The following is a 21,438-nucleotide window of genomic DNA, read 5'->3' as shown; positions in this document are numbered from 1 at the left end:
TCCGTTAAGTGCAGCGCCTTTATCCCACAGGGGCGTGACAGGGGCATGACAGGAACCGCGTTCTTGCGCGGATGTCTGACTTTGCATGGGTACTGGCGCTCTGTCAGTACCCATGCCGGATGGTTATACTGCCGGCCGTTTTTCCTTCATTCCTGGAGAGATCAAGCATGCTGAAACGCCCGTTGCTCGGCCTGCTGGCCGCCCTCAGCCTGACCCTCGTCGGCTGTGCCCTCAGCCCGCAACAACTCAGCCCGCAACCCAAACTCACCGGCCCGCTGACTCCGGTCGGCCAGGGCCAGCCCGTTGTTGTGCGTGTCGCCGACGGCCGTCCTTCGCCCGTACTCGGCACCCGCGGTGGCATCTACGCGGAAACCAGCGCCATCAGCGTGCAGAGCCAGGACCTCCTGCCGCGCCTGCAGGCCGAGGCCGAAGCGGCTGTGCGCCTGCTGGGCTTCACCCCGTCGCCCAACGCCTACAACGCGCCTCAGCTGACCCTGACCCTGGCCGACCTCAAGTACCAGTCGCCGAAGGAAGGCGTCTATGTGACCGAGGCCACTATTAGCGCCAGCTTCCGTGTCGACGTGCAGAACAGCACCCGCCGCTACAGTGGCAAGTACGGCGCGTCGCTGAACCAGCGTTTCGGTACGGCGCCCAACCAGCAGACCAACACCAAGCTGGTGACCGATGTACTGAGCGACGCCCTGACCCGCGCCTTCAAGGACCCGACCATCGGCCAGCTGCTGGCCCAGTGAGTCCTCTGATGTGTGCAGAAGCCCGGCCTCGTGCTGGGCTTTTTCATTCCTGCGAGAGTGAATTCATTCGCCAACTGGGGACGATCGTGCAGCGGCATTCGTCGGAACGACCGCCCGGTCACACCCCCTTTCGGTAGACTCTGCACCTTCGAACCACCGTCCAGACCCGGGCGGATAGATCCTTGTCTTGCAGGTTGAGTGCACGGTCGCGCCGCCTGAAGCGGAGTTTGAGATGTCGCTGCAGGCGCTTTGGGGCCTTTTTCTCGCCCACCCCGCACAGGTCGTGAATGGCCTGGCCCTTTTCTTTGCTTTTGCTGGCGCCTGGGTGCTGCTGGCCACCCGGCTGCGCGAGCAGCGTTCCGTCGCCCGCCTGGCGGCCGAGAGCGAGCTGGACGAACCCGCCTCGGTGCAGGACGAATCGGCCCAGCGCCTGAATCGCTTCTTCTACGCCTTCGGCTACTTCAGCCTGACCGTGGCCTTTGGCGTGTCCTGGGCCAGTACCCGGCTCTGATCCGAACAGTCCAACATGAAAAACGGCGACCTCAGGGTCGCCGTTTTGCATTCCAGGGGCCGATCAGAGCGGCAGGCCGGCCTTGATCCGGTACTGATTGCGCACTGGGGTCGCGTACTGCTGGATCAGGTAGGGGCGTTGTTCTGCCGCGCAGGCGTCGAGGCGCTTCTGCCACTCCGCCTTGGCGCGGGCCAGTTCGTCGGCGCCGAAGATTTCAGCCGCGGTCGGTACCGTCAGCTCGGGGTCGCGCTCGCTCCACAGGGCGTAGGCCAGGTAGTGCACCGGGAACAGGCGGTAGCCGCCGAGTATCTGCTTGTCGATCTCCTGGGCCAGCTGCTTGGCGTCTTCGCTGGCGCTACCGATCTCACTGCCGAAATTGATGTGCACCCGGCCCTTGTAGCCGGTGATGCCCAAGGCGATGCTGGCATCGTCCTCCCCCGGTGCCTTGGCGTAGCTGCCGGTGCTGGCGCGAATCTGCAGCTCGCGGGCCTTGGCCTGGTCGCAGGGGTCGTATTCGTAGCTGATGGACACCGGGATCAGGTGCAGATCGCGAATCACATCGGCGAAGGGCTCGTCCTTGCGGCTCATGTGGAACATCTTGAGGATCGCCGAATCGGTGCGGTCGTCACCGTCCTTGGCGCGGCCCTCGGCCTGGGCGATCCAGATCGACTGGCCGTCCACCTGGATCGAATGGTTGATGTAGGCCGACAGCAGCTGGAAGGCCGCCAACTTCTCGCGGCGGCCGGCCAGGTTGCGGTGCACGATGAAGCTCTTGTTCAGGCGCATCAGGTCGCTGACGAAGGGCTTCTGCAGCAGGTTGTCGCCAATGGCGATGCGCGGCGTTGGCAGGCCGGCGTGATAGACGGCGTAGTTGACGAAGGCCGGGTCCATCACGATGTCGCGGTGGTTGGCCAGGAACAGGTAGGCGGTGCCCGGCTTGAGGCGCTCCACTCCCGAATAGGTCACGCCGTCGGTGGCGCGCTCGATGGTGTTGTCGACGTAGGGCTCGATCTTGTCCTGCAGCGCGGCCACCGAGGCGATGCTGGCGAACTCGCCGCGCAGCCGATGAGCTATAACAGGCTTGAGGAGCCAGCCCAGTGGCCCCGCCAGCTTCGGGAATCGATAGCGGGTGAGGGTGCCGAGGAAGGCGTCGTCGGCGAACAGGCGCGCCAGCACTGCCGGCACTTCGGCATCGTCATAGGGTCGGATGGCTTCGAATTCGCCCATTGGTCACTCTTGTTCTGGAATCGGCTGGGTAGTAATTGGAGGCCCTGCAATACGGGGCCTGAAGTAGACCGGCGATTATACAGGCAAGTCACAGGGGAAACGGTGATGCTGGAGACAGAGGACTATCAATGCCCCTACTGCGGCGAACCGGTCTCGGCCGTGCTCGATCTCTCGGGCGGTGATCAGCAGTACATCGAGGACTGCCCGGTCTGTTGCCGGCCCATCCTGTTCCTGCTCTGGACGGACGGGCAAGACTTCCGCCTGGAGGTTCGCCGGGAGGACGAATGATGCAGCGCATCTACGAGCCCCAGGACCTGATCGAGGCGGAACTGCTGGTGGGCATGCTGGCCAGCGAAGGCGTGGAGGCCCACCTGGCCGGCGGCCATCTGCTCGGCGCCATCGGCGAACTGCCGGCGTGCGGGTTGCTCGGCCTGCTGGTGGAGGACGAGGACGCCGAACGGGCAAGCCGACTGATCGCCGCGTACAATACCGCGCAACCCTTGCCGGGCGATGAGCCCGTTAGCTACCCCGGCATCCTGCTCTGCTGAGCCCCGCCTCGAACTGGCCGCCCCATGTCTGGACGTTTCGCCCTGTTCCGCTGGTCGCCCACGCTGGCGGCTCTTCCCGGTTTTCCTGCCGACCTGCAACCGCACTGGAACCTGGCCCCTGGCGGGCGCGTGTTGATGCTGCGCGAGCTCGGCGGCCAGCGCCGCGCCGACATGGCCCGCTGGGGCCTGACCCCGGCCTGGCTCACCGACCTGTCCAAGACTCCGGCCCACGCCCGGGTCGAAACCCTGGCCGACCAGCCGATGTTCCGCGAGGCCTTCCGCGCCCGCCGCTGCCTGATGCTGGCCAACGGCTTCTACGAGTGGCGCGGAGTGCGCAAGCGGCCCTACTGGATCAGCGCCGAGGGCGGGATCATGCATTTCGCCGCGCTCTGGGAGTCCTACCCGGCCGGCGATGTGGAATACCTCAGCCTGGCCATGATTACCCAGGCCGCCGCCGACATGCGCCGGCCCCTGGTGCTGGATGAGGAAGGTCAGCGCATCTGGCTGGATGCCGAATCGACTCCGCTGCAACTGCTGGAGCTGCTGGCCGGGCCAAGCCCGCAGCTGCGCGAGCGCGCCCTGGCGACCCTGGTGAACGACCCGAAGCTGGATGGGCCGGAGTGCCTGACGCCGGCGTGAGGGCCGCTCTCCGCCTGTAGGGGCGAATTCATTCGCCAAGCCGGCCGAAGGGCTGCCTTGCAAGTCTCGTGGGGACAGCTGCGCTGTCCTTGGCGATTGAAATCGCCCCTACAAACAAGAAGCCCCTCCAGGGAGGGGCTTTTGCTTTACACCTTGAACTGATTGATCAGCCGCCGCTGTTGCTCGGCCAGTTTGGTCAGCTCGGCGCTGGCCTGGGAGGCTTCGTCGGCGCCGCCGGCGACTTCGCTGGCCACCTGGCCGATGTTGATCACGTTGCGGTTGATGTCCTCGGCCACCGCGCTTTGCTCCTCGGCGGCGCTGGCGATCTGGGTGTTCATGTCGTTGATCACCGACACCGCCTGGGTGATGGATTCCAGCGCGTGGGCGGCCTCGTTGGCGTGCTGCACGCTGGTGTCGGTCTTCTCCTGGCTGTCCTGCATCACCTTGACCACTTCACGGGTGCCGTGCTGCAGCTGCTGGATCATGGTCTGAATTTCTTCGGTGGCCTTCTGGGTCTTCTGCGCCAGGTTGCGCACCTCGTCCGCCACCACGGCGAATCCGCGGCCCTGTTCGCCGGCCCGCGCGGCCTCGATGGCGGCGTTCAGCGCCAGCAGATTGGTCTGCTCGGCGATGCCGCGGATGGCGACCAGGATCGCGTTGATGTTCTCGCTATCCTTGGCCAAGGCCTGCACCACGCCCACGGCGCGACCGATTTCGCTGGCCAGGGCGCTGATGGCCTCGGCCGTGCTGTGGACGATGCGTTTGCCGTGATTGGCCGCCTGGTCGGCGTGGCTGGCGGCTTCCGCCGCGTGGGTGGCGTTGCGCGCCACGTCCTGGGCGGTGGCGGTCATCTCGTGTACCGCGGTGGCCACCAGTTCGATCTCCGCCAGCTGCTTCTGCACGCCCTGGTTGGTGCGGATCGCGATATCGGCGGTGTGCTCGGAAGAATCGCTGACCTTCTGCACCGAGGCCACCACCTGGCTGATCATCGATTGCAGCTTGCCGAGGAAGGTATTGAAGCCGCCGGCGATGGCGCCCATCTCGTCGGCGCGGTTGTTGTGCAGGCGCTGGGTCAGGTCGCCGTCACCCTTGGCGATGTCGTCGAGCATGCCGACCATCTGGCGCAGCGGACGGGCGATGCCGTAGCCGACGAACCAGATCACCAGCAGGCCGAGGCCGGCGATCAGCAGGCCCACCAGGGACATGCCGAAGATGTCGGCGTCGCGCTGGGCGTGCAGGTCGCTTTGCAGCTGGGTCAACTCCTTCATCACCGCCTGCATCGGCAGCTGGATCAGCAGCGTCCAGCGGGCGTCCGTGTCGCCGATGCCGAAGGGCACCATCAGCTCGATGCGCTGGCTGGCCCGGTCGATGCGGTAGCTCGGCTGGTCGCCGCGCAGATCGCGCAGACGCTCGAGGGTGCTGGTGTCGAACACCTTGGCAGCTTCTTCGCCGAGCTTGGAGCTGTCCCGGGAATAGGCCACCAGGCGATTGTTGGTGGCGATCAGGGCCAGGTCGCCGGCGCCTTCATAGAGCTGCTGGTCAGCCTTGGTGAGCAGGTCCTGGATGAAGTTCAGGGAGAAGTCGGCGCCGCTGATGCCGCGGAACTCGCCCTTGACCAGGATGGGCGCGGTGAAGGAGGAGAGGATCATGATCTTGCCGCCCACGTCATAAGGCGCGGGGTCGATGGCGCAGGGTTTCTTGCGTTCCTTCGGGCAGAGGTAGTACTCGCCTTCGCGAACGCCGGTGTTGAGCATCTTCTCGCTTTCCATGAAGCCGATAGCGTCCTGGCCCAGGCTGCCGTCGGCGTTGTGGAACCACCAGGGCAGGAAGCGTCCGCTGCCGTCGTAGCCATTGCCCTTCTGACCGGCATGGCTGGCATCCAGGCCGTCGATGGCGTTGGGCTCCCAGCCGATGTAGCTGCCGTTGAGCTTGGGGTTGCGCTCGGTGGTCTGGCGCACCAGGTTGTTCAGCTGCTCGCGGCTGATGGTCAGCCTGGGGCTGCCGCTCTCATCCGTTTCGCCCAGCAGCCCGTTGAGGTTGGCCATGTTCCTGGCGATGCCCAGCGGCAGCTCCAGCTCGCGCTGGATCTGGCTGACCTGGGAACCTGCCAGGGCCACCAGGCGCTGATTGATCACCTGTTCGAGCAGCGCCTGGGTGCGTTGCTGCACCAGTTCCTGGGTGCGCGCACCGGAGAACAGTGCATAGAGCACCAGGGCTGCGACCACCGCCAGTACGCTGGCGCCTGCCAACGCTGCGATGGAGAATTGGATGGACCTGAACTTCATGTGGGCTCCGGAAAAAAGAGGATTACGCCTGGCTCCTGTATCGGCAGCGAAGTGAAATTTCCTGAGTCGAGAGTGCAGATAAAAGCGTCGCGCACTGGTCTACATGCGACGTGGTTGCCCGGGTTTCGGGCCAGCCGTAGCATTACCGACCTTGCAAAGATGGAGAGCCAACATGGCCAAGCTGTTTTACCTGTCCGGGCTGACTGCGGCCCTGCTCCTGGCAGGATGCCAGGCCGTCGATACCACCAGCGGCGGGGCAGTGGGCGTCGAGCGCAAACAGTACATGTTCAGCATGCTGTCGACCTCCGAACTCAACCAGATGTACGCCCAGTCCTACCAGCAGACGCTGAGCGAGGCGTCGCAGAAGGGCGTGCTGGACAAGAGCAGCGCCGATGCGCGTCGCGTCGACGCCATCGCCCGACGCCTGATCGCCCAGACTTCGGCATTCCGTCCGGATGCCGCGCAGTGGGCCTGGGAAGCCAACGTGATCGACAGCGACGAGCTCAACGCCAACTGCGGCCCGGGCGGCAAGATCATCGTTTACAGCGGCCTGATCGATAAGCTCAAGCTCACCGACGACGAACTGGCGGCGGTCATGGGTCACGAGATCGCCCACGCCCTGCGCGAGCACAGCCGTGAAGCCATGTCCAAGGCCTATGGGGTGCAGATGGCCAGCCAGATCGGCTCGGCTCTCGGCGTCGGCCAGTTGGGCCTGGGCGTGGCCAATACCGGTGTCGAGTACCTGATGACCCTGCCCAACAGCCGTTCCAACGAGAACGAAGCCGATCTGATCGGCCTGGAGCTGGCGGCCCGCGCCGGCTACGACCCGAACGCCGCCATCACGCTCTGGCAGAAGATGGCCCAGGCCGGCGGCGGCGCACCGCCGGAGTTCATGAGCACTCACCCCTCGTCCAGCACGCGCATGTCGGCGCTGAAGGCGGCCATTCCGAAGGTGATGCCGCTGTACGAGCAGGCCAAAGGGCAGCGATAGGCCCTCTGTGGTTGTCATTCCTGGCATCCCGGCAACCCGCGTTCTAGACTGCTCGCCGCCGCCCCGCGCTTTCCGGGGTGGCGTTTCTCCAACGGATGAGGAGTTGCAGTGAAAATCGCCGTACTAGGAGCAACCGGCCTGCTCGGCCATCACACGGCTCGAGCGGTGAAGGCCGCGGGGCACCAGCTGGTGCTGATCCACCGGCCGTCGTCACGGATCGAACGACTGGCTTACCTGGAGGCCGAGAGCCGGCCCGTCGAACTGCTCGACCATGCTGGTCTCACCCGCGCCCTCGACGGCCTGGATGGCGTGATCTTCTGCGCCGCCGGCTACCCGAAGCGGCCGCGCCGCTGGCAGGAGGAAGTGTCCAGCGCCCTCGACCAGACCAACCATTTCTATGCCGCCTGCCTGGCCGCCCATGTGCCGCGCATCCTCTACGTCGGTGCCGCCATCGCCCTGCCGCGCCATCCCGAAGGCCTGCCCGGCCACGAGGGGCTGTTCTACGAAGGCATGCCGCGCTGGAAGAATGCCTACCTGCTGAGCAAGTGGGCACTGGATGAGCAAGCCCGCGAGCAGGCCCGAAGTGGTCTGCCGGTGGTCATCGGGATTCCCGGCATGTGCCTGGGCGAATTCGATGCCGTGCCCAGCACCGGGCGCCTGGTCACCGCCATCGCCGGCGGCTGGATGACCCACTACGTACCCGGGCAGCGCAACCTGCTGGACGCGGCCGATGCCGGGCGCGGGCTGTTGCTGGCGCTGGAGAAGGGGCGGGTGGGGGAGCGCTACCTGCTGACCGGGCATAACATCGAGATGGCCGAGCTGACCGAGCGTATCGCCGGGCTGCTCGGCATGCCGCCGCCGCAGCCCATTCCGTTGGCAATGGCCAAGGGCATGGCGGCCCTGGGGCGGCTGCGTTACCGCCTGTCTGGCGAGATGCCGAAGCTGGACGATACGGCCATCGCGGTGATGGCCGGTGGTCAGTTCCTCGACGGCAGCAAGGCGCGCCGCGAACTGGGTTTCGTTGTGGAGACGCCGCTGGAGGTCACCTTGGCGCGCACCATCGGCTGGTTCAGGGCCAACGGGTATCTCTGATCAGGGCAGCGCCTTCTCGGCCAGGTGCTGGGTCGAAAGGCCCAGCTGGGCGCGGAAGGTCTCCATGTCGAACATGGTGCAGATCTCCTGCACTTCGCCCAGGCTGTTGAAGGTCCAGAAGGCCATGGCCGAGATGCTGAGGATCTTGTCGCTGGGCGGATAGCCCAGGGCGGGCTTCTGGATGCTGCCGATCAGGGTGCACCAGGTCACCACCTTGTTGCCTTCGGCGATGCATTCCTCCACCACCACTTCCAGGTCGGGCATGGCTTCGCGGATGTTCTGCACCATCTGGCAGTAGGTCGCGCTGTTGAAGGGGCGGCTGATGAACGAACTCTTGTAGAGGAAATCCTTGCTCTGCAGTTGTTCCGCCAGGGCCAGCCGGCCCTTGTTCCACGACAGGTCTATGTGCTGGCGAACCAGCCGTTTCATATCGTCCAGTGACATGATGCGCTCCCGTGCGCCTTGATCTGGCGTGCCACTTTAGCAGTACGAACGTTCCAGCCATTGGCCGAAGCGCCGTTGGCCGGGGAATTGCTGCCAGGCCGAGCGTGTGGATGAGGCGTGCGGCGCTCCAGCGGAACGCCGCCCGCCCCATCCTACGGTTCAGAGCAGGCTGCTGAGTTGCAGCGCCTGGTACACGGCATAGGCGGCCAGGGCGGCGAAGGCTGCAGCGGCCAGGCGACGGATGAGCGTCAGCGGCAGGCGGTCGGCGGCGAAGTTGCCGGCCAGCACCACGGGCACGTTGGCGATCAGCATGCCGAGGGTGGTGCCCATCACCACCAGCACGAAGTGCGGGTACTGGGCGGCCAACATCACGGTGGCGACCTGGGTCTTGTCGCCCATCTCGGCGAGGAAGAACGCCACCAGCGTGGTGACGAAGGGGCCGTACTTCTTCAGCCCGGATTCTTCGTCGTCGTCCAGCTTGTCCGGCACCAGGGTCCAGAGGGCCACGGCGGCGAAGGACGCGGCGAGAGTCCAGCTCAGGGTGGTGGCGGAGAAGAAACTGGCGACCCAGGAGCCCACGGCGCCGGCGGCGAAATGATTGGCCAGGGTGGCGGCGACTATGCCCCAGATGATCGGCCAGGGCTTGCGGAACCGCGCCGCCAGCAGCAGGGCGAGCAGCTGCGTCTTGTCGCCAATTTCGGCGAGGGCGACGATCAGGGTCGGGACGAAGAGGGATTCCAGCATCAGGGTTCCTACGGGGGCGGGTCGACTAATCACCATGACACGTACAGCCTGCCCGCCCCGGGTCAGGTTGTTCGTGTCATAGGTCTTGTCAAACCGCTGGCCTGTCTGAGCAGGCTGGGGGTCGCATGCGCCATGGTCTGCGGACCAAGTGTGTTGACGCATGCCGGGCGAGCAGGGCGCTCGCGGGAGACTACTCCCCTAGGACGGGGCGCATTGTGCACAAGCCGGGTTGCCCCGGCAAGCCCGAATTGGCGGTCAGCTGTCGACGGCGCGCACGTCCATTTCCGAATAGCGCACCAGACGGCTGCCTTTCTTGAATCGATAACCAAGCCAGATGGCAAGGAACAGCGGCAGGCTGATGTAGGTGGCGACCAGCCCGGCCCAGTCGATGCGCTCGCCGAAGAATGCCTGGTAATTCTGCCCCAGGGTGATCAGCAGGCAGAGGCAGAAGGCGAACAACGGGCCGAAGGGGAACAGCTTGGCGCGGTAGGGCAGGTCCTCGAGGCGTCCGCCCTGGGCCAGATAGCCCTTGCGGAAGCGGTAGTGGGAGATGGCGATTCCCAGCCAGGCGATGAAGCCGCACATGCCCGAGGTGTTCAGTAGCCAGGTGTAGAGGGTCGAATCACCGACGATCGAGGTGAAGAAGCACAGCGCACCTACCAGGGTGGTGGCGTACAGGGCGTTGCGCGGCACGCCGCTGGCGGACAGGCGGGCGAAGAGTTTCGGCGCCTTGCCCGCAAGCGCCAGGTTGTAAAGCATGCGGGTGGAGGCGTACATGCCCGAGTTGCCGGCGGAGAGGATGGCGGTAAGGATCACCGCGTTCATCACGCTGGCCGCGGCGGCAAAGCCGGCGCGTTCGAAGAGCAGGGTAAAGGGCGAGACACTGATGTCGCTGGCGTCATTTTTCAGCAGGTTCGGATCGGTGTAGGGAATCAGCATGCCGATCACGAAGATGGCCAGGACGTAGAACATCAGGATGCGCCAGAACACCTGGCGGATGGCGATGGGGATGTTCTTCTTCGGATTCTCCGACTCGCCGGCGGCGATGCCGATCAGCTCGGTGCCCTGGAAGGAGAAACCGGCGATCATCGCCACCCCGACCATGGTCTGCAGGCCACCGACGAAGGGGGCGTCGCCCTGGGTGAAGTTGCTGAAGCCGGGGGCTTCGACGCCACCCATGATGCCGAAGATGGTGGCCAGGCCGATGGCGATGAACACGACTACGGCTATCACCTTGATCAGAGCGAACCAGAACTCGCTCTCGCCGAAGCCCTTCACCGATATCACGTTGAGCAGGAACATCAGGCCGAGGAACAGACCGCTCCAGTAGATGCCCGGCACCTCCGGCAGCCAGAAGCTCATGATCAGCTGTGCCGCCACCAGCTCGGCGGCGATGGTCACCGCCCAGTTGTACCAGTAGTTCCAGCCCAGGGCGAAGCCGAAGCCATCGTCTACGAAGCGGCTGCCATAGGTGCTGAACGAGCCGGAAACCGGAATGTGCGCGGCCATTTCGCCGAGGCTGGTCATGAGGAAGTAGACCATCAGCCCGATCAGCGCATAGGCCAGCAGGGCGCCGCCCGGGCCGGCGGTGGCCACTGTGGCGCCGGAGGCGACGAAGAGGCCGGTGCCGATGGAGCCGCCGATGGCGATCATGTTCAGGTGGCGGGGCTTCAGCGAGCGGTGCAGGCCGTCGCTGGCGGCCCGGGTGTTGGCAGTGTTGAGGTCAGTCAAGAAAAACTCCAGGTTGCCCGGCCTCTACCGGGCATGGTGCGGCTTCTGGCGTGCCGCTTGAGTATGGATGGGGCGCGGGCGCCCGCCGGTCATTTGCGGCGGGCGCTGTAGATGCGGAAGCCATCCCCTTCGGCGAGGGTGCGGCAACCGCCCAGGTGCTGTTCGATCAGGGGCTGGTACTTGAGGAAGCTGTTGGCCACCAGGCGCAGCTCGCCGCCCACCAGCAGGTGCCGGCCGGCTTCGCGCAGCAGCGTCTCGCTGGCCTGGTAATCGGTTTGCACGCCCTGGTGGAACGGCGGGTTGCTGACGATGGCCGAGAGCAGCTTCGGCGCAGCGTGGATGCCGTCGCCAGCGATCACCGTTGCCTCCAGGCCATTGGCGGCCAGGGTCAGGCGGCTGCTGGCGACGGCGAAGGCGTCGACGTCGAGCAGGGTCAGCCGGCTCTGCGGATAGCGGCGCTTGAGGGCGGCGCCGAGCACGCCGGCGCCGCAGCCGAAATCCAGCACTTCGCCGGTTGGCAGCTTCGCCAGGTTGTCCAGGAGCAGGGCGCTGCCGCGATCCAGGCGGCCATGGCTGAACACGCCGGGCAGGCTGATCACCTGCAGCGGGCCGTCTTCGAGGTCAAGGCTGTAGCGCTGGGCGAGTCGTTCGAGGTCGGGCACCGCGGGCGCCTGCTCGACATCGATCTTCCACAGCTGGCAATGGCGGGCGCTGTCGAGCTTTCGCGGCGTGCCGAAGGGGACGAGTTGCTTGGCGGCACGTTCGATGCCGGCGCGTTTCTCGCCGACCAGGTACAGCGCCTTGCCGGGCAGGAGCGCGGCGAGGGCGGCCAGCAGGTAGTCGGTCAGTTCGCGGGATTTCGGCAGGAACACCACGGCGCTGTCGAAGGGCGTTTCGGGCGGCGTCACGTCGAACCGGGTACGTCCGGCAAAGCGGGCTTCCAGGGTTGCATGCTCACCGGCATGCCAGCTCCAGCCGCTGGCCTGGGGCAGTTGGCCCAGCAGGTCGTCAGCGGGCAGGCCGGCCAGAAGCAGCGCGCCCTGGAACAGTTCGGCCTGTCGAAGCAGTACTTCGCTGCGCGGGTCCATGGGGTAGATCCTGATAAAAACCGCGAATTTTATCAGAATCTCATAGGGCCTAGCTGACCATGCGGCGAGGCATTTCCTTCAACCAGGCTTCGGCGTTCTCGGTCATCTGCAACACGATGCGCTGCCGCGCCTCGCGGCTGCCCCAGGCGTTGTGCGGGGTGACGATCAGTCGGGGGATGTCGGAGGCCAGCAGCGGGTTGCCGTCCTTCGGCGGCTCCTGGGTCAGCACGTCGGTGGCGGCGCCGCCGAGGTGGCCACGGCGCAGGGCGTCGGCAAGGGCGCGCTCGTTGACCAGGCCGCCACGGGCGGTGTTGATCAGGAAGGCGCCGGGCTTCATCAGCGCCAGCTCCTCGGCGTCGATCAGGTTGCGGGTGTGTTCGTTGAGCGGGCAGTGCAGGGACAGGGCATCGACCTGCGGCAGCAATTCGGCCAGGGGCAGGCGGTCATCCCGCGGTGGCCGGCCGGGCAGGGCGCCGAGCAGCACGTGCATGCCGAAGGCTTCGGCCAGGCGGCCCACCGCGCTGCCCAGTTCGCCGTGGCCGAGCAGGCCAAGGGTCTTGCCCTGCAGTTCGACTATGGGGAAGTCCAGCAGGCAGAACTGGCTCGCCCTCTGCCAGCGGTCATGGCGTACGGCGTCGCGGTAGTCGGCGAAGCGGGTGGCCAGGTTGAGCAGCAGCATCAGGGTGTGCTGGGCCACGGCAGGGGTGCCGTAGCCCTGGCAGTTGCATACGGTCACGCCATGGGCGCGGGCGGCTGCGAGGTCGACGTTGTTGGTGCCGGTGGCGCTGACCAGGATCAGCTTCAGATCCGGCAGGGCGGCGATGGCAGCGGCGTCGATCAGCACCTTGTTGGTGATGGCCACCTGCGCGCCCCGGAGACGCTCCACCACATCCCGGTGGCTGGTCTGGTCGTGCAGTTCAAGTTCGCCGAAGACCTGGCGAAGCGGATCCAGGTCGAGGTCCCCGAGGTCGAGGGAGGCATGGTCGAGGAAGACGGCGCGGGTGCAGTTCGTCATCAGCTGTACCTTTTTTCCGAATCGATTGAAGGCGTAAGGTTGTCAGCCTATCAGAGCCCGTCACATCCATCGGAGGTCCAATGTACTGGACGGAATTCCTCACCGTTGCCCTGATCCACCTGCTGGCCGTGGCCAGCCCAGGGCCGGACTTCGCCATCGTGGTGCGCGAGAGCGTGGCCCACGGCCGACGCGCCGGCACCTGGACAGCCCTGGGCGTGGGCGCCGGGATCTTCGTGCATGTGGCCTATTCGCTGCTGGGCATCGGCCTGATCGTCTCCCAGTCGATCATGCTGTTCAACGCGTTGAAATGGGCGGCGGCCGCCTACCTGCTGTACATCGGCATCAAGGCCTTGCGCGCCAAGCCGGCCGATCCGGTGGCCGCCGAGGTGGCGCTGATGGCCGGCGAACGCAGCCCGCGCGGGGCCTTCGTCACCGGCTTCGTCACCAACGGCCTGAACCCCAAGGCGACGCTGTTCTTCCTGTCGCTGTTCACCGTGGTCATCGATCCGCATACGCCGCTGACGGTGCAGGCCGGTTATGGCGTCTACCTGGCCTGCGCGACCGCCGCCTGGTTCAGCCTGGTGGCCCTGCTGTTCAGCCAGCGACGCGTGCGCGCCGGCTTCGCCCGCATGGGCCACTGGTTCGACCGGTTGATGGGCGCCGTACTGGTGGGGCTGGGGATCAAGCTGGCTTTCACCGAGCTCAAGTAGCCGGCCCGTCCCTACCGGAGAGCAAGCCGGCGGCGGGTCAGCAGGGTAGGGTGCGCTGTGCGCACCGGCTTTCGCGGATGGTACGGACTTCGAGCCCGGACCCGGTGCGCATGGCACACCCTACGGTAGAGAGGGTGCCGGAGCATTGGTCCGGTGTGAGTTGCTATCAAGTGTTCTCCAGCGTGGCCAGCCGTCCCAGGTTGGCCATGTACTCCCTCGGGTTCTCCCCCAGCAGGCGCCGAAACATGGCGCTGAAGGCTCGTCCGCTGCCGTAGCCCAGATCGATTGCCACCTGCTGCACGCTCTGTCCGGCGAGCAGCCGGGGCAGGGCTTGGGTCAGGCGCAGTTGCTGGCGCCACTCGTTGAAGCCCATAGCCAGTTCGCGGGCGAAAAGCCGGGCCAGGGTGCGGCTGCTGGCGCCCACTTCCAGCCCCCAGTCTTCCAGCGTCCGGTCCTGCTCCGGGGTCTGTAGCAGGGCCAGGCAGATGGCGCGCAGGCGGCGGTCTTCCGGCATCGGCAGGTGCAGCGGCATGCGCTCCAGGGCGGCGATCTCGTGGAGGATCAGCCGCTGGGTCAGGTTGCGGTGTTCTTCGGCGTCAGCGGCCTCTTCCAACTGGATCGCGCGCAGTATCAGCTCCCGCAACAGCGGCGACACGGCTAGCACGCAGCAGTCGTCCAGCGAGGTGGGCGCGGCTTCGGCGCTAATGAACAGTGTGCGCATCTGCACCTGGCCGGACATGAAGATCTGGTGCTCGACCCCGGGCGGAATCCACACCGCACGCGTCGGCGGGATCACCCAGGCACCCGCGGCGGTGACCAGGCGCATCAGGCCCTGGGCGGCGTAGAGGAACTGGGCTTCGTCATGACGGTGTCGTTCGACCAGGGCTCCGTCCTGGTAGTCGCGGGCCACGGCACTCATGCGCCCCTGGCGATGCAGTTTGAGCAGCATGTCTGATTTGATGACTTTTATGGCAGGTTGGATATTTGCCGCCAACCTAGCATGGGGGCATTCCAACCGCCAATGCCGCTGCCATGAATCGACCTCGAACCGTTATCCGCTTCATCAATGCCGCCCATGTGATCGACCACATGTTCATGCTGATCTTCCCGGCCGCCGTACTGGGCATGGGCCGCGATTTCGGCCTTGGCTACGGCGAGCTGATCGGACTGTCCCTGGGCGGCTTCATCGCCTTCGGTGCCTGCTCGCTACCTGCCGGCTGGCTCGGCGACCGCTGGAGCCGGCGGCAGATGCTGTTGCTGTTCTTCCTCGGTATTGGCGCCGCCGCCATCTTCACCGGCCTGAGTTCATCGGTACCGACCCTGGTGGCCGGCCTGACCCTGGTGGGCGTGTTCGCCGCCATCTACCACCCGGTGGGCACTGCCATGCTGGTGGCCCATGCCGAAAATCGCGGACGGGAGATCGGCATCAACGGCATGTGGGGCAATCTCGGCGTGGCCTTCGCCGCCTTGCTCACCGGCTTCCTCACCGCGCACTTCGGCTGGCGCGCGGCATTCATCCTGCCGGGAACCGTGGCGCTGCTGCTGGGTTTCTGGTTCGCCCGTTGCGTGCGCGATGGAGCACCGCCGCCGGCTGTCGCCGGGGCCCGGCGTGCGGGGGCCGGGGGAGGGGGTTCGATGCCACTGGTATTCGGTGTGCTGGCGCTGGTGACCGCCACCGGCGGGGTGGTGTTCAACACTTCCACCGTGACCTATCCGAAGTTGTTCCAGGAGCGCCTGCAGGACCTGTTCGCCGCGCCCGAAACCCTCGGCCTGGTGGTCAGTCTGGCCTATGCCTTCGGTGCCGTTGCTCAGCTGCTGATCGGCCGGGTGATCGACCGAGTCAGTCTGAAGCTGCCCTTCGTGCTGCTCACTTTCTGTCAGGCACCCTTGCTGCTGGCCATGGCCTGGGCTGATGGCTGGGTGGTGATACTGCTGGGAGCAGCCTTCATGTTCGCCGTGTTCGGCCAGGTGACGGTGAACGACTCGATGGTCGCCAACTTCGTCGCGCCGCAGTGGCAGGCAAGGGTCTTCGCCCTGCGTTACTTCCTGTCCTTCGGCGCCAGCGCGGCGGCTATTCCGATGATTGCTTTCATCGAGCCGAGGCAGGGGCTGACGGGGCTTTATCTGGTGCTGACGGGGTTTGCAGCGCTGACCTTCGCGGCGGCGCTGGTGTTTCCGAGGACGCCGGCGCATGCGCCGGGGCCGGTGGTGGCCTGAGGCAAACCGGAAAAATCAAAGGCTCTGTCTGTGTTGACCAGTAGGGTGCGTCGTGCGCACCAGCGATCCTGTGCCCAAGTTTCGGTGCGCACAGCGCACCCTGCGCGAAATTGCCGTCCGAGTCGGTTTCCTGGCAACTGCCGACACAGCCAAAAACAAAAGGCGCGGTCGAGACCGCGCCTTTTGCATGTCTGCCAAGCCTTACAGCAGTTCGATCGCCACCGCAGTCGCTTCACCGCCACCGATGCACAGCGAGGCCACGCCGCGCTTGCCGCCCTTGTTACGCAGGGCGTTGATCAGGGTGATGATGATCCGCGAGCCGGTGGAGCCCACCGGGTGGCCCTGGGCGCAGGCGCCGCCGTAGACGTTGACCTTGGCGTGGTCCAGGCCGTGTTCGCGCATGGCCAGCATGGTCACCATGGCGAAGGCTTCGTTGATCTCGAACAGGTCCACGTCGTCCTTGTTCCAGCCGGTCTTCTTGAACAGGTTGGTCATGGCGCCGATGGGGGCCAGGGTGAACTCGCTCGGGTCCTGGCTCTGGGTGGCGTGGCCGACGATCTTTGCCAGGGGCTTGAGGCCACGGCGGGCGGCTTCTTCCGCAGTCATCAGGACCAGAGCGCTGGCGCCGTCGGAGATGGAGCTGGCGTTGGCGGCGGTGATGGTGCCGTCCTTGCGGAACGCCGGCTTGAGGCTGGGGATCTTGTCCAGGTTGGCGGTCAGCGGCTGCTCGTCGTCCTTGACCAGGACTTCACCCTTACGGGTGACCACGGTGACCGGGACGATCTCGGCGTTCAGGGAGCCATCGGCGATGGCGGCCTGGGCGCGTTTCAGGGATTCGATGGCGTAGGCGTCCATCTCTTCGCGAGTGACGCCGTACTTGTCAGCGGTTTCCTGGGCGAAGGAACCCATCAGGCGGCCGGTACGGGCATCTTCCAGGCCGTCGAGGAACATGTGGTCCTTGATCTCGCCGTGGCCCATGCGCAGGCCGGTGCGGGCCTTTTCCAGCACGTAGGGAGCGTTGGACATGCTTTCCATGCCGCCGGCCACCATCACGCTGTTGCTGCCCGCCTTGAGCAGGTCGTGGGCCAGCATCACGGCCTTCATGCCGGAGCCGCAGAGCTTGTTGATGGTGGTGCAGCCGGTAGCGGCGGGCAGGCCGGCGTTCAGTGCCGCCTGGCGCGCCGGGCCTTGCTTGAGGCCGGCGGGCAGCACGTTGCCCATGATCACTTCCTGCACGTCGGCGGGCGCAATGCCCGCGCGGCTGACGGCCTCGCGTATGGCCAGCGCCCCCAGGTCCACGGCGGAAACGCCGGACAGGCTGCCCTGGAAGCCGCCCATGGGAGTACGGGCGCCACTGACGATAACGATTTCGGACATCTCGAACCTACCTTTGTGGATGACGGGCCGCGACCGGCCGGAGCCTGCGATTCTATCTCGTGACCGAAAAGAGCCAAAGGGTCACCGATCAAATCACTCTTTTGACTGATTTGCGCAGGGGCGAAGCGACCTAAAGTCGGGAACAACAATAAATTCTCTTCAACCTCACCAGGTGTGCCCATGCTCCAGACCCGCATCATCAAGCCCGCCGACAACGCCTACGTCTATCCCTTGCTGGTAAAGCGCCTGCTGATGTCCGGCAGCCGTTACGAGAAGACCCGCGAGATCGTCTACCGCGACCGCATCCGCTACAGCTACGCCACCTTCAACGAGCGCGTGGCGCGCCTGGCCAACGTCCTCACCCAGGCCGGGGTCAAGGCCGGCGACACCGTGGCGGTGATGGATTGGGACAGCCACCGCTACCTGGAGTGCATGTTCGCCATCCCGATGATCGGCGCGGTGCTGCACACCATCAACATCCGTCTCTCGCCGGACCAGATCCTCTACACCATGAACCACGCCGAGGACCGCTTCGTGCTGGTCAACAGCGAGTTCCTGCCGATCTACCAGGCCATCGGCAACCAGCTGACCACCGTGGAAAAGACCCTGCTGCTCACCGACGGCACGGACCACAACGCGGACCTGCCGAACCTGGTAGGCGAGTACGAAACCCTGCTGGCGGCGGCCAGCCCGACGTACGACTTCCCCGATTTCGACGAGAACTCGGTGGCCACCACCTTCTATACCACCGGCACCACCGGCAATCCCAAGGGCGTCTACTTCACCCACCGCCAGCTGGTGCTGCACACCCTGTCCATGGCCTCCACCATCGGGTCCCTGGACAGCATCCGGCTGATGGGCACCGACGACGTCTACATGCCCATCACCCCGATGTTCCACGTGCATGCCTGGGGTGTGCCCTACGTGGCCACCATGCTCGGGGTGAAGCAGGTCTACCCCGGCCGCTACGAGCCGGACATGCTTTGCCGGCTGATTCGTGAAGAGAAGGTCACCTTCTCCCACTGCGTACCCACCATCCTGCAGATGGTGATGAACGCGCCAACCGCCCAGGGCCACGATTTCGGCGGCCTGAAGATGATCATCGGCGGCAGCGCCCTGAACCGCGCCCTCTACGAAGCGGCCAAGGCCCGTGGCATCCAGCTCACGGCCGCCTACGGCATGTCCGAGACCTGCCCGCTGATCTCGGTGGCGTACCTCAACGAGGAGCTGCTTGCCGGCAGCGAGGACGAGCGCACCACTTACCGCATCAAGGCCGGCGTGCCGGTGCCGCTGGTGGAGGCGGCCCTCATGGACGCCGACGGCAAGTTCCAGCCGGTGGACGGTGAGTCCCAGGGCGAGCTGGTGCTGCGCGCGCCTTGGCTGACCTTCGGTTACTTCAACGAAGAGCAGAAGAGCGAGGAGCTCTGGGAGCACGGCTGGCTGCACACCGGTGACGTGGCGACCCTGGATGGCATGGGCTTCGTCGATATCCGCGATCGCATCAAGGACGTGATCAAGACCGGCGGCGAGTGGATTTCTTCCCTGGAGCTGGAGGACCTGATCAGCCGTCACCCGGCCGTGAAGGAAGTGGCGGTGGTGGGGGTGCCCGATCCGCAGTGGGGCGAGCGTCCCTTCGCCCTGGTGGTGGTTCGTGACAACCAGGCCCTGGATGCCAAGGCCCTGAAGGAACACCTCAAGCCCTTCGTCGAGCAAGGTCACATCAATAAGTGGGCCATTCCCAGCCAGATCGCGCTTGTTACTGAAATTCCCAAGACCAGTGTCGGCAAGCTGGACAAGAAGCGCATTCGTGTCGACATCGCCCAATGGCAGGCCGCCGGCAGCACTTTCCTCTCCGCACTCTGAGCAGCACGGGCCGCGCCTTTGGGGGGCGTGGCCCGGCAACCAAGCAAACGCTTGGCTTGTTATTTGCTGCTTTCTGCCAATAACTGGCTATCTTTCCTACCGAAGGATCGGACTAGTCCGTCGGAAGGTGCGAGCCAGAGTGCTTGGGGGTTCCAAATCACACTTTCGAGGGATCAAGCGCTAATACCTGCTGGCTATAGTCCGCAAGCATCAATAACAAAAAACACATGGAGTAGCGTCGATGACAACAACCACAACGTTCTGGCGCCTGGCAAAACTGCCACTGGCCGTCAGCCTCGCTTCCACGCTCGCCGCTCCGGCATTCGGCGTGAACTTCAACATCGGTGAGATCGAGGGGCAGTTCGATTCCTCTCTGTCGGTGGGGGCGAGTTGGTCCATGCGCGGGGCCGACAAGGACCTGATCGGTTTCAACAACGGTGGTGACGGGTTGTCGCAGACCTCCGACGACTCCCACCTGAACTTCAAGAAGGGCGAAACCTTCTCGAAGATCTTCAAGGGCATCCATGACCTCGAACTCAAGTACGGCGACACCGGCGTCTTCGTCCGTGGAAAGTACTGGTACGACTTCGAGCTGAAGGACGAGAGCCGCCTGTTCAAGGACATCGACGACAGCGGTCGCAAGGAAGGCGCCAAGTCCTCCGGCGCCGAGCTGCTCGACGCTTTCGTCTATCACAACTACAACATCGCCGACCTGCCGGGCAGCGTGCGCCTGGGCAAGCAGGTGGTGAGCTGGGGTGAAAGCACCTTCATCGGCAACAGCATCAACTCGATCAACCCGATCGACGTGTCCGCCTTCCGCCGTCCGGGCGCCGAGATCAAGGAAGGCCTGATCCCGGTCAACATGTTCTATGTGTCCCAGAGCCTGACCGACAACCTCTCGGCCGAAGCCTTCTACCAGCTGGAGTGGGACCAGACCGTCGTCGACAACTGCGGCACCTTCTTCGCCCAGCCGGACGTGATCGCCGATGGTTGTGACCAGAACCTGGCCGTCCTGCGCACCCAGGCCCAACTGGCCAATTCGCTGGGGCGTGTCTCGCCCGTCGTGCAGGGTGTGCTGCGCAATAACGGCGTTACCTGGGGCAATCCGGACGAGGGCGTGATCGTCCGTCGCGGGGCCGACCGTGATGCCGATGACGATGGCCAGTACGGCATGGCGTTCCGCTATTTCGCCGAGGAACTGGACACCGAGTTCGGCGCCTATTACCTGAACTACCACAGCCGTACTCCGATCTTCAGCGGATCGGCTGCTCCCGCCAGTACCTTCGGCCTGTTCGCACCCGGCAATCCGCGTGGCTTCGGCCCGCAACTGGCCCAGGCCTTGGCCCAGGCTGGGGTACCTGGTGCGGCCGCGATTGCCGGGCAGCTGACCCCACAGCTGGCGCCCCTGGTCGTAGCGGGCAATTCCCAGTACTTCGTCGAGTACCCGGAAGACATCCACCTCTTCGGCCTGAGCTTCTCCACCACCCTGCCCACTGGCACGGCCTGGAGCGGCGAGGTCAGCTACAGGCCCAATGCGCCGGTGCAGCTGAACACCACCGATATCCTGTTCGCTGGCCTGACCCCGCTGAACCCCAGCGTTTCGGTGCTGCGCGGCGCCCCGGGCACTGATCTGCACGGCTATCGCCGCAAGGAGATCAGCCAGTTCCAGACCACCTTCACCCATTTCTTCGATCAGGTCATGGGCGCCAGCCGCCTGACCCTGGTGGGCGAGATCGGTGTGGTGCACACCGGCGGCCTGGAAAGCACCAGCAAGGCGCGCTATGGCCGCGACCCGGTCTTCGGCCCTGGCCCGCTGCCGAACAACCAGTGCGTGGCCCTCAACACCGGCACCCTGGGCAACAACGCCAATGCCGAGAACGTCAGCAAGTACTGCGAAGACGACGGCTTCGTCACCAGCACCGCCTGGGGTTACCGCATGCGCGCGGTGTGGGACTACAACGACGTGTTCGCCGGCATCAACCTGAAGCCGAGCGTGGCCTGGTCCCATGACGTCGACGGCTACGGCCCCAACGGCCTGTTCACCGAAGACGCCAAGGCCGTCAGCCTGGGCCTGGATGCCGAGTACCAGAACACCTACACCGCGAACGTGTCCTACACCGACTTCTTCGGCGGCAAGTACAACACCTTGATCGATCGCGATTTCCTTGCACTCAGCTTCGGCGTGAACTTCTAAGCGGACTGCA

General features: G+C 65.3%; 20 protein-coding genes and 1 riboswitch. Of the genes, 11 read left to right on the top strand and 9 right to left on the bottom strand.

Features of this window, described 5'->3' with window-relative positions; translation table 11 throughout:
- The first annotated feature begins 167 nt into the window (after positions 1 to 167).
- Positions 168 to 752, top strand: a complete 585-nt coding sequence (locus tag E8F12_RS14070; protein ID WP_280286998.1) for a YajG family lipoprotein — start codon at positions 168 to 170, stop codon at positions 750 to 752.
- 232 nt (positions 753 to 984) lie between these two features.
- A complete protein-coding gene (locus E8F12_RS14065) occupies positions 985 to 1,263 on the top strand; it encodes a hypothetical protein (protein ID WP_280325871.1) in 279 nt (92 codons plus the stop codon).
- A 63-nt stretch (positions 1,264 to 1,326) separates the two neighbouring features.
- Here the strand turns inward: E8F12_RS14065 and E8F12_RS14060 are convergent, their stop codons facing one another.
- On the bottom strand, positions 1,327 to 2,490 hold the full coding sequence (locus tag E8F12_RS14060) for a 1-acyl-sn-glycerol-3-phosphate acyltransferase (protein WP_280325870.1): 1,164 nt from the start codon (positions 2,488 to 2,490) through the stop codon (positions 1,327 to 1,329).
- A 105-nt stretch (positions 2,491 to 2,595) separates the two neighbouring features.
- Between E8F12_RS14060 and E8F12_RS14055 the strand changes: the two genes are divergently transcribed.
- From E8F12_RS14055 to E8F12_RS14045, 3 genes are read left to right on the top strand one after another with little or no spacing between them, the layout of a single operon-like run.
- Complete coding sequence (locus tag E8F12_RS14055; RefSeq protein ID WP_280325869.1) at positions 2,596 to 2,778, top strand: CPXCG motif-containing cysteine-rich protein; 183 nt, start codon at positions 2,596 to 2,598, stop codon at positions 2,776 to 2,778.
- The gene (locus E8F12_RS14050; protein WP_280288445.1) at positions 2,778 to 3,038 is read left to right on the top strand and encodes a DUF2007 domain-containing protein; all 261 of its coding nucleotides are present in this window, start codon (positions 2,778 to 2,780) and stop codon (positions 3,036 to 3,038) included. The genes E8F12_RS14055 and E8F12_RS14050 overlap by 1 nt, the downstream gene beginning before the upstream one ends.
- A 24-nt stretch (positions 3,039 to 3,062) precedes the next feature.
- Complete coding sequence (locus E8F12_RS14045) at positions 3,063 to 3,677, top strand: SOS response-associated peptidase (protein WP_280325868.1); 615 nt, start codon at positions 3,063 to 3,065, stop codon at positions 3,675 to 3,677.
- A 146-nt stretch (positions 3,678 to 3,823) separates the two neighbouring features.
- Here E8F12_RS14045 and E8F12_RS14040 read toward each other — a convergent pair whose 3' ends face one another.
- Positions 3,824 to 5,962 (bottom strand): methyl-accepting chemotaxis protein, encoded by a 2,139-nt coding sequence (locus tag E8F12_RS14040; RefSeq protein ID WP_280325867.1) that lies wholly within the window; start codon positions 5,960 to 5,962, stop codon positions 3,824 to 3,826.
- A 172-nt stretch (positions 5,963 to 6,134) separates the two neighbouring features.
- Here E8F12_RS14040 and E8F12_RS14035 point away from each other — a divergent pair, with 172 nt between their 5' ends.
- Both E8F12_RS14035 and E8F12_RS14030 read left to right on the top strand, forming a co-directional pair.
- Positions 6,135 to 6,953, top strand: a complete 819-nt coding sequence (locus E8F12_RS14035) for a M48 family metallopeptidase (RefSeq protein ID WP_280325866.1) — start codon at positions 6,135 to 6,137, stop codon at positions 6,951 to 6,953.
- 108 nt (positions 6,954 to 7,061) lie between these two features.
- On the top strand, positions 7,062 to 8,045 hold the full coding sequence (locus E8F12_RS14030) for an NAD-dependent epimerase/dehydratase family protein (protein ID WP_280325865.1): 984 nt from the start codon (positions 7,062 to 7,064) through the stop codon (positions 8,043 to 8,045).
- Here the strand turns inward: E8F12_RS14030 and E8F12_RS14025 are convergent, their stop codons facing one another.
- The 5 genes from E8F12_RS14025 to E8F12_RS14005 form a co-directional block, all read right to left on the bottom strand.
- Entirely contained in the window at positions 8,046 to 8,489 is a 444-nt protein-coding gene (locus E8F12_RS14025) for a ketosteroid isomerase-related protein (RefSeq protein ID WP_280325864.1), read from the bottom strand.
- 159 nt (positions 8,490 to 8,648) lie between these two features.
- Positions 8,649 to 9,230 carry a TMEM165/GDT1 family protein gene (locus E8F12_RS14020; RefSeq protein ID WP_280325925.1) on the bottom strand — a complete coding sequence of 194 codons (582 nt, stop codon included), beginning with the start codon at positions 9,228 to 9,230 and terminating at the stop codon, positions 8,649 to 8,651.
- A gap of 94 nt (positions 9,231 to 9,324) precedes the next feature.
- Positions 9,325 to 9,444, bottom strand: a riboswitch (yybP-ykoY riboswitch).
- Between the two features lie 44 nt (positions 9,445 to 9,488).
- A complete protein-coding gene (locus E8F12_RS14015; RefSeq protein WP_280325863.1) occupies positions 9,489 to 10,964 on the bottom strand; it encodes an amino acid permease in 1,476 nt (491 codons plus the stop codon).
- An 89-nt stretch (positions 10,965 to 11,053) separates the two neighbouring features.
- Entirely contained in the window at positions 11,054 to 12,052 is a 999-nt protein-coding gene (locus tag E8F12_RS14010; RefSeq protein WP_280325862.1) for a class I SAM-dependent methyltransferase, read from the bottom strand.
- 49 nt (positions 12,053 to 12,101) lie between these two features.
- Complete coding sequence (locus E8F12_RS14005) at positions 12,102 to 13,067, bottom strand: 2-hydroxyacid dehydrogenase (RefSeq protein ID WP_280325860.1); 966 nt, start codon at positions 13,065 to 13,067, stop codon at positions 12,102 to 12,104.
- 80 nt (positions 13,068 to 13,147) lie between these two features.
- Between E8F12_RS14005 and E8F12_RS14000 the strand changes: the two genes are divergently transcribed.
- A complete protein-coding gene (locus tag E8F12_RS14000) occupies positions 13,148 to 13,777 on the top strand; it encodes a LysE family transporter (RefSeq protein ID WP_280325858.1) in 630 nt (209 codons plus the stop codon).
- 166 nt (positions 13,778 to 13,943) lie between these two features.
- Here E8F12_RS14000 and E8F12_RS13995 read toward each other — a convergent pair whose 3' ends face one another.
- Positions 13,944 to 14,726 carry a helix-turn-helix transcriptional regulator gene (locus E8F12_RS13995; RefSeq protein ID WP_280325857.1) on the bottom strand — a complete coding sequence of 261 codons (783 nt, stop codon included), beginning with the start codon at positions 14,724 to 14,726 and terminating at the stop codon, positions 13,944 to 13,946.
- A gap of 83 nt (positions 14,727 to 14,809) precedes the next feature.
- Here E8F12_RS13995 and E8F12_RS13990 point away from each other — a divergent pair, with 83 nt between their 5' ends.
- Complete coding sequence (locus tag E8F12_RS13990; RefSeq protein ID WP_280325856.1) at positions 14,810 to 15,994, top strand: MFS transporter; 1,185 nt, start codon at positions 14,810 to 14,812, stop codon at positions 15,992 to 15,994.
- A 201-nt stretch (positions 15,995 to 16,195) separates the two neighbouring features.
- On the opposite strand, the gene E8F12_RS13985 is transcribed toward E8F12_RS13990, so the two are convergent.
- Entirely contained in the window at positions 16,196 to 17,371 is a 1,176-nt protein-coding gene (locus E8F12_RS13985) for an acetyl-CoA C-acyltransferase (RefSeq protein ID WP_280325854.1), read from the bottom strand.
- Between the two features lie 180 nt (positions 17,372 to 17,551).
- Between E8F12_RS13985 and E8F12_RS13980 the strand changes: the two genes are divergently transcribed.
- Complete coding sequence (locus E8F12_RS13980) at positions 17,552 to 19,234, top strand: fatty acid--CoA ligase (RefSeq protein ID WP_280325853.1); 1,683 nt, start codon at positions 17,552 to 17,554, stop codon at positions 19,232 to 19,234.
- Between the two features lie 241 nt (positions 19,235 to 19,475).
- Entirely contained in the window at positions 19,476 to 21,428 is a 1,953-nt protein-coding gene (locus E8F12_RS13975) for a DUF1302 domain-containing protein (RefSeq protein ID WP_280325852.1), read from the top strand.
- The last annotated feature ends 10 nt before the right edge of the window (positions 21,429 to 21,438 follow it).

The organism is Pseudomonas sp. BN102, from assembly GCF_029871245.1.
GTDB lineage: Bacteria > Pseudomonadota > Gammaproteobacteria > Pseudomonadales > Pseudomonadaceae > Metapseudomonas.
The sequence above is the reverse complement of the archived record's forward strand: the minus strand, read 5'-3'. Positions and strand labels throughout refer to the sequence as shown.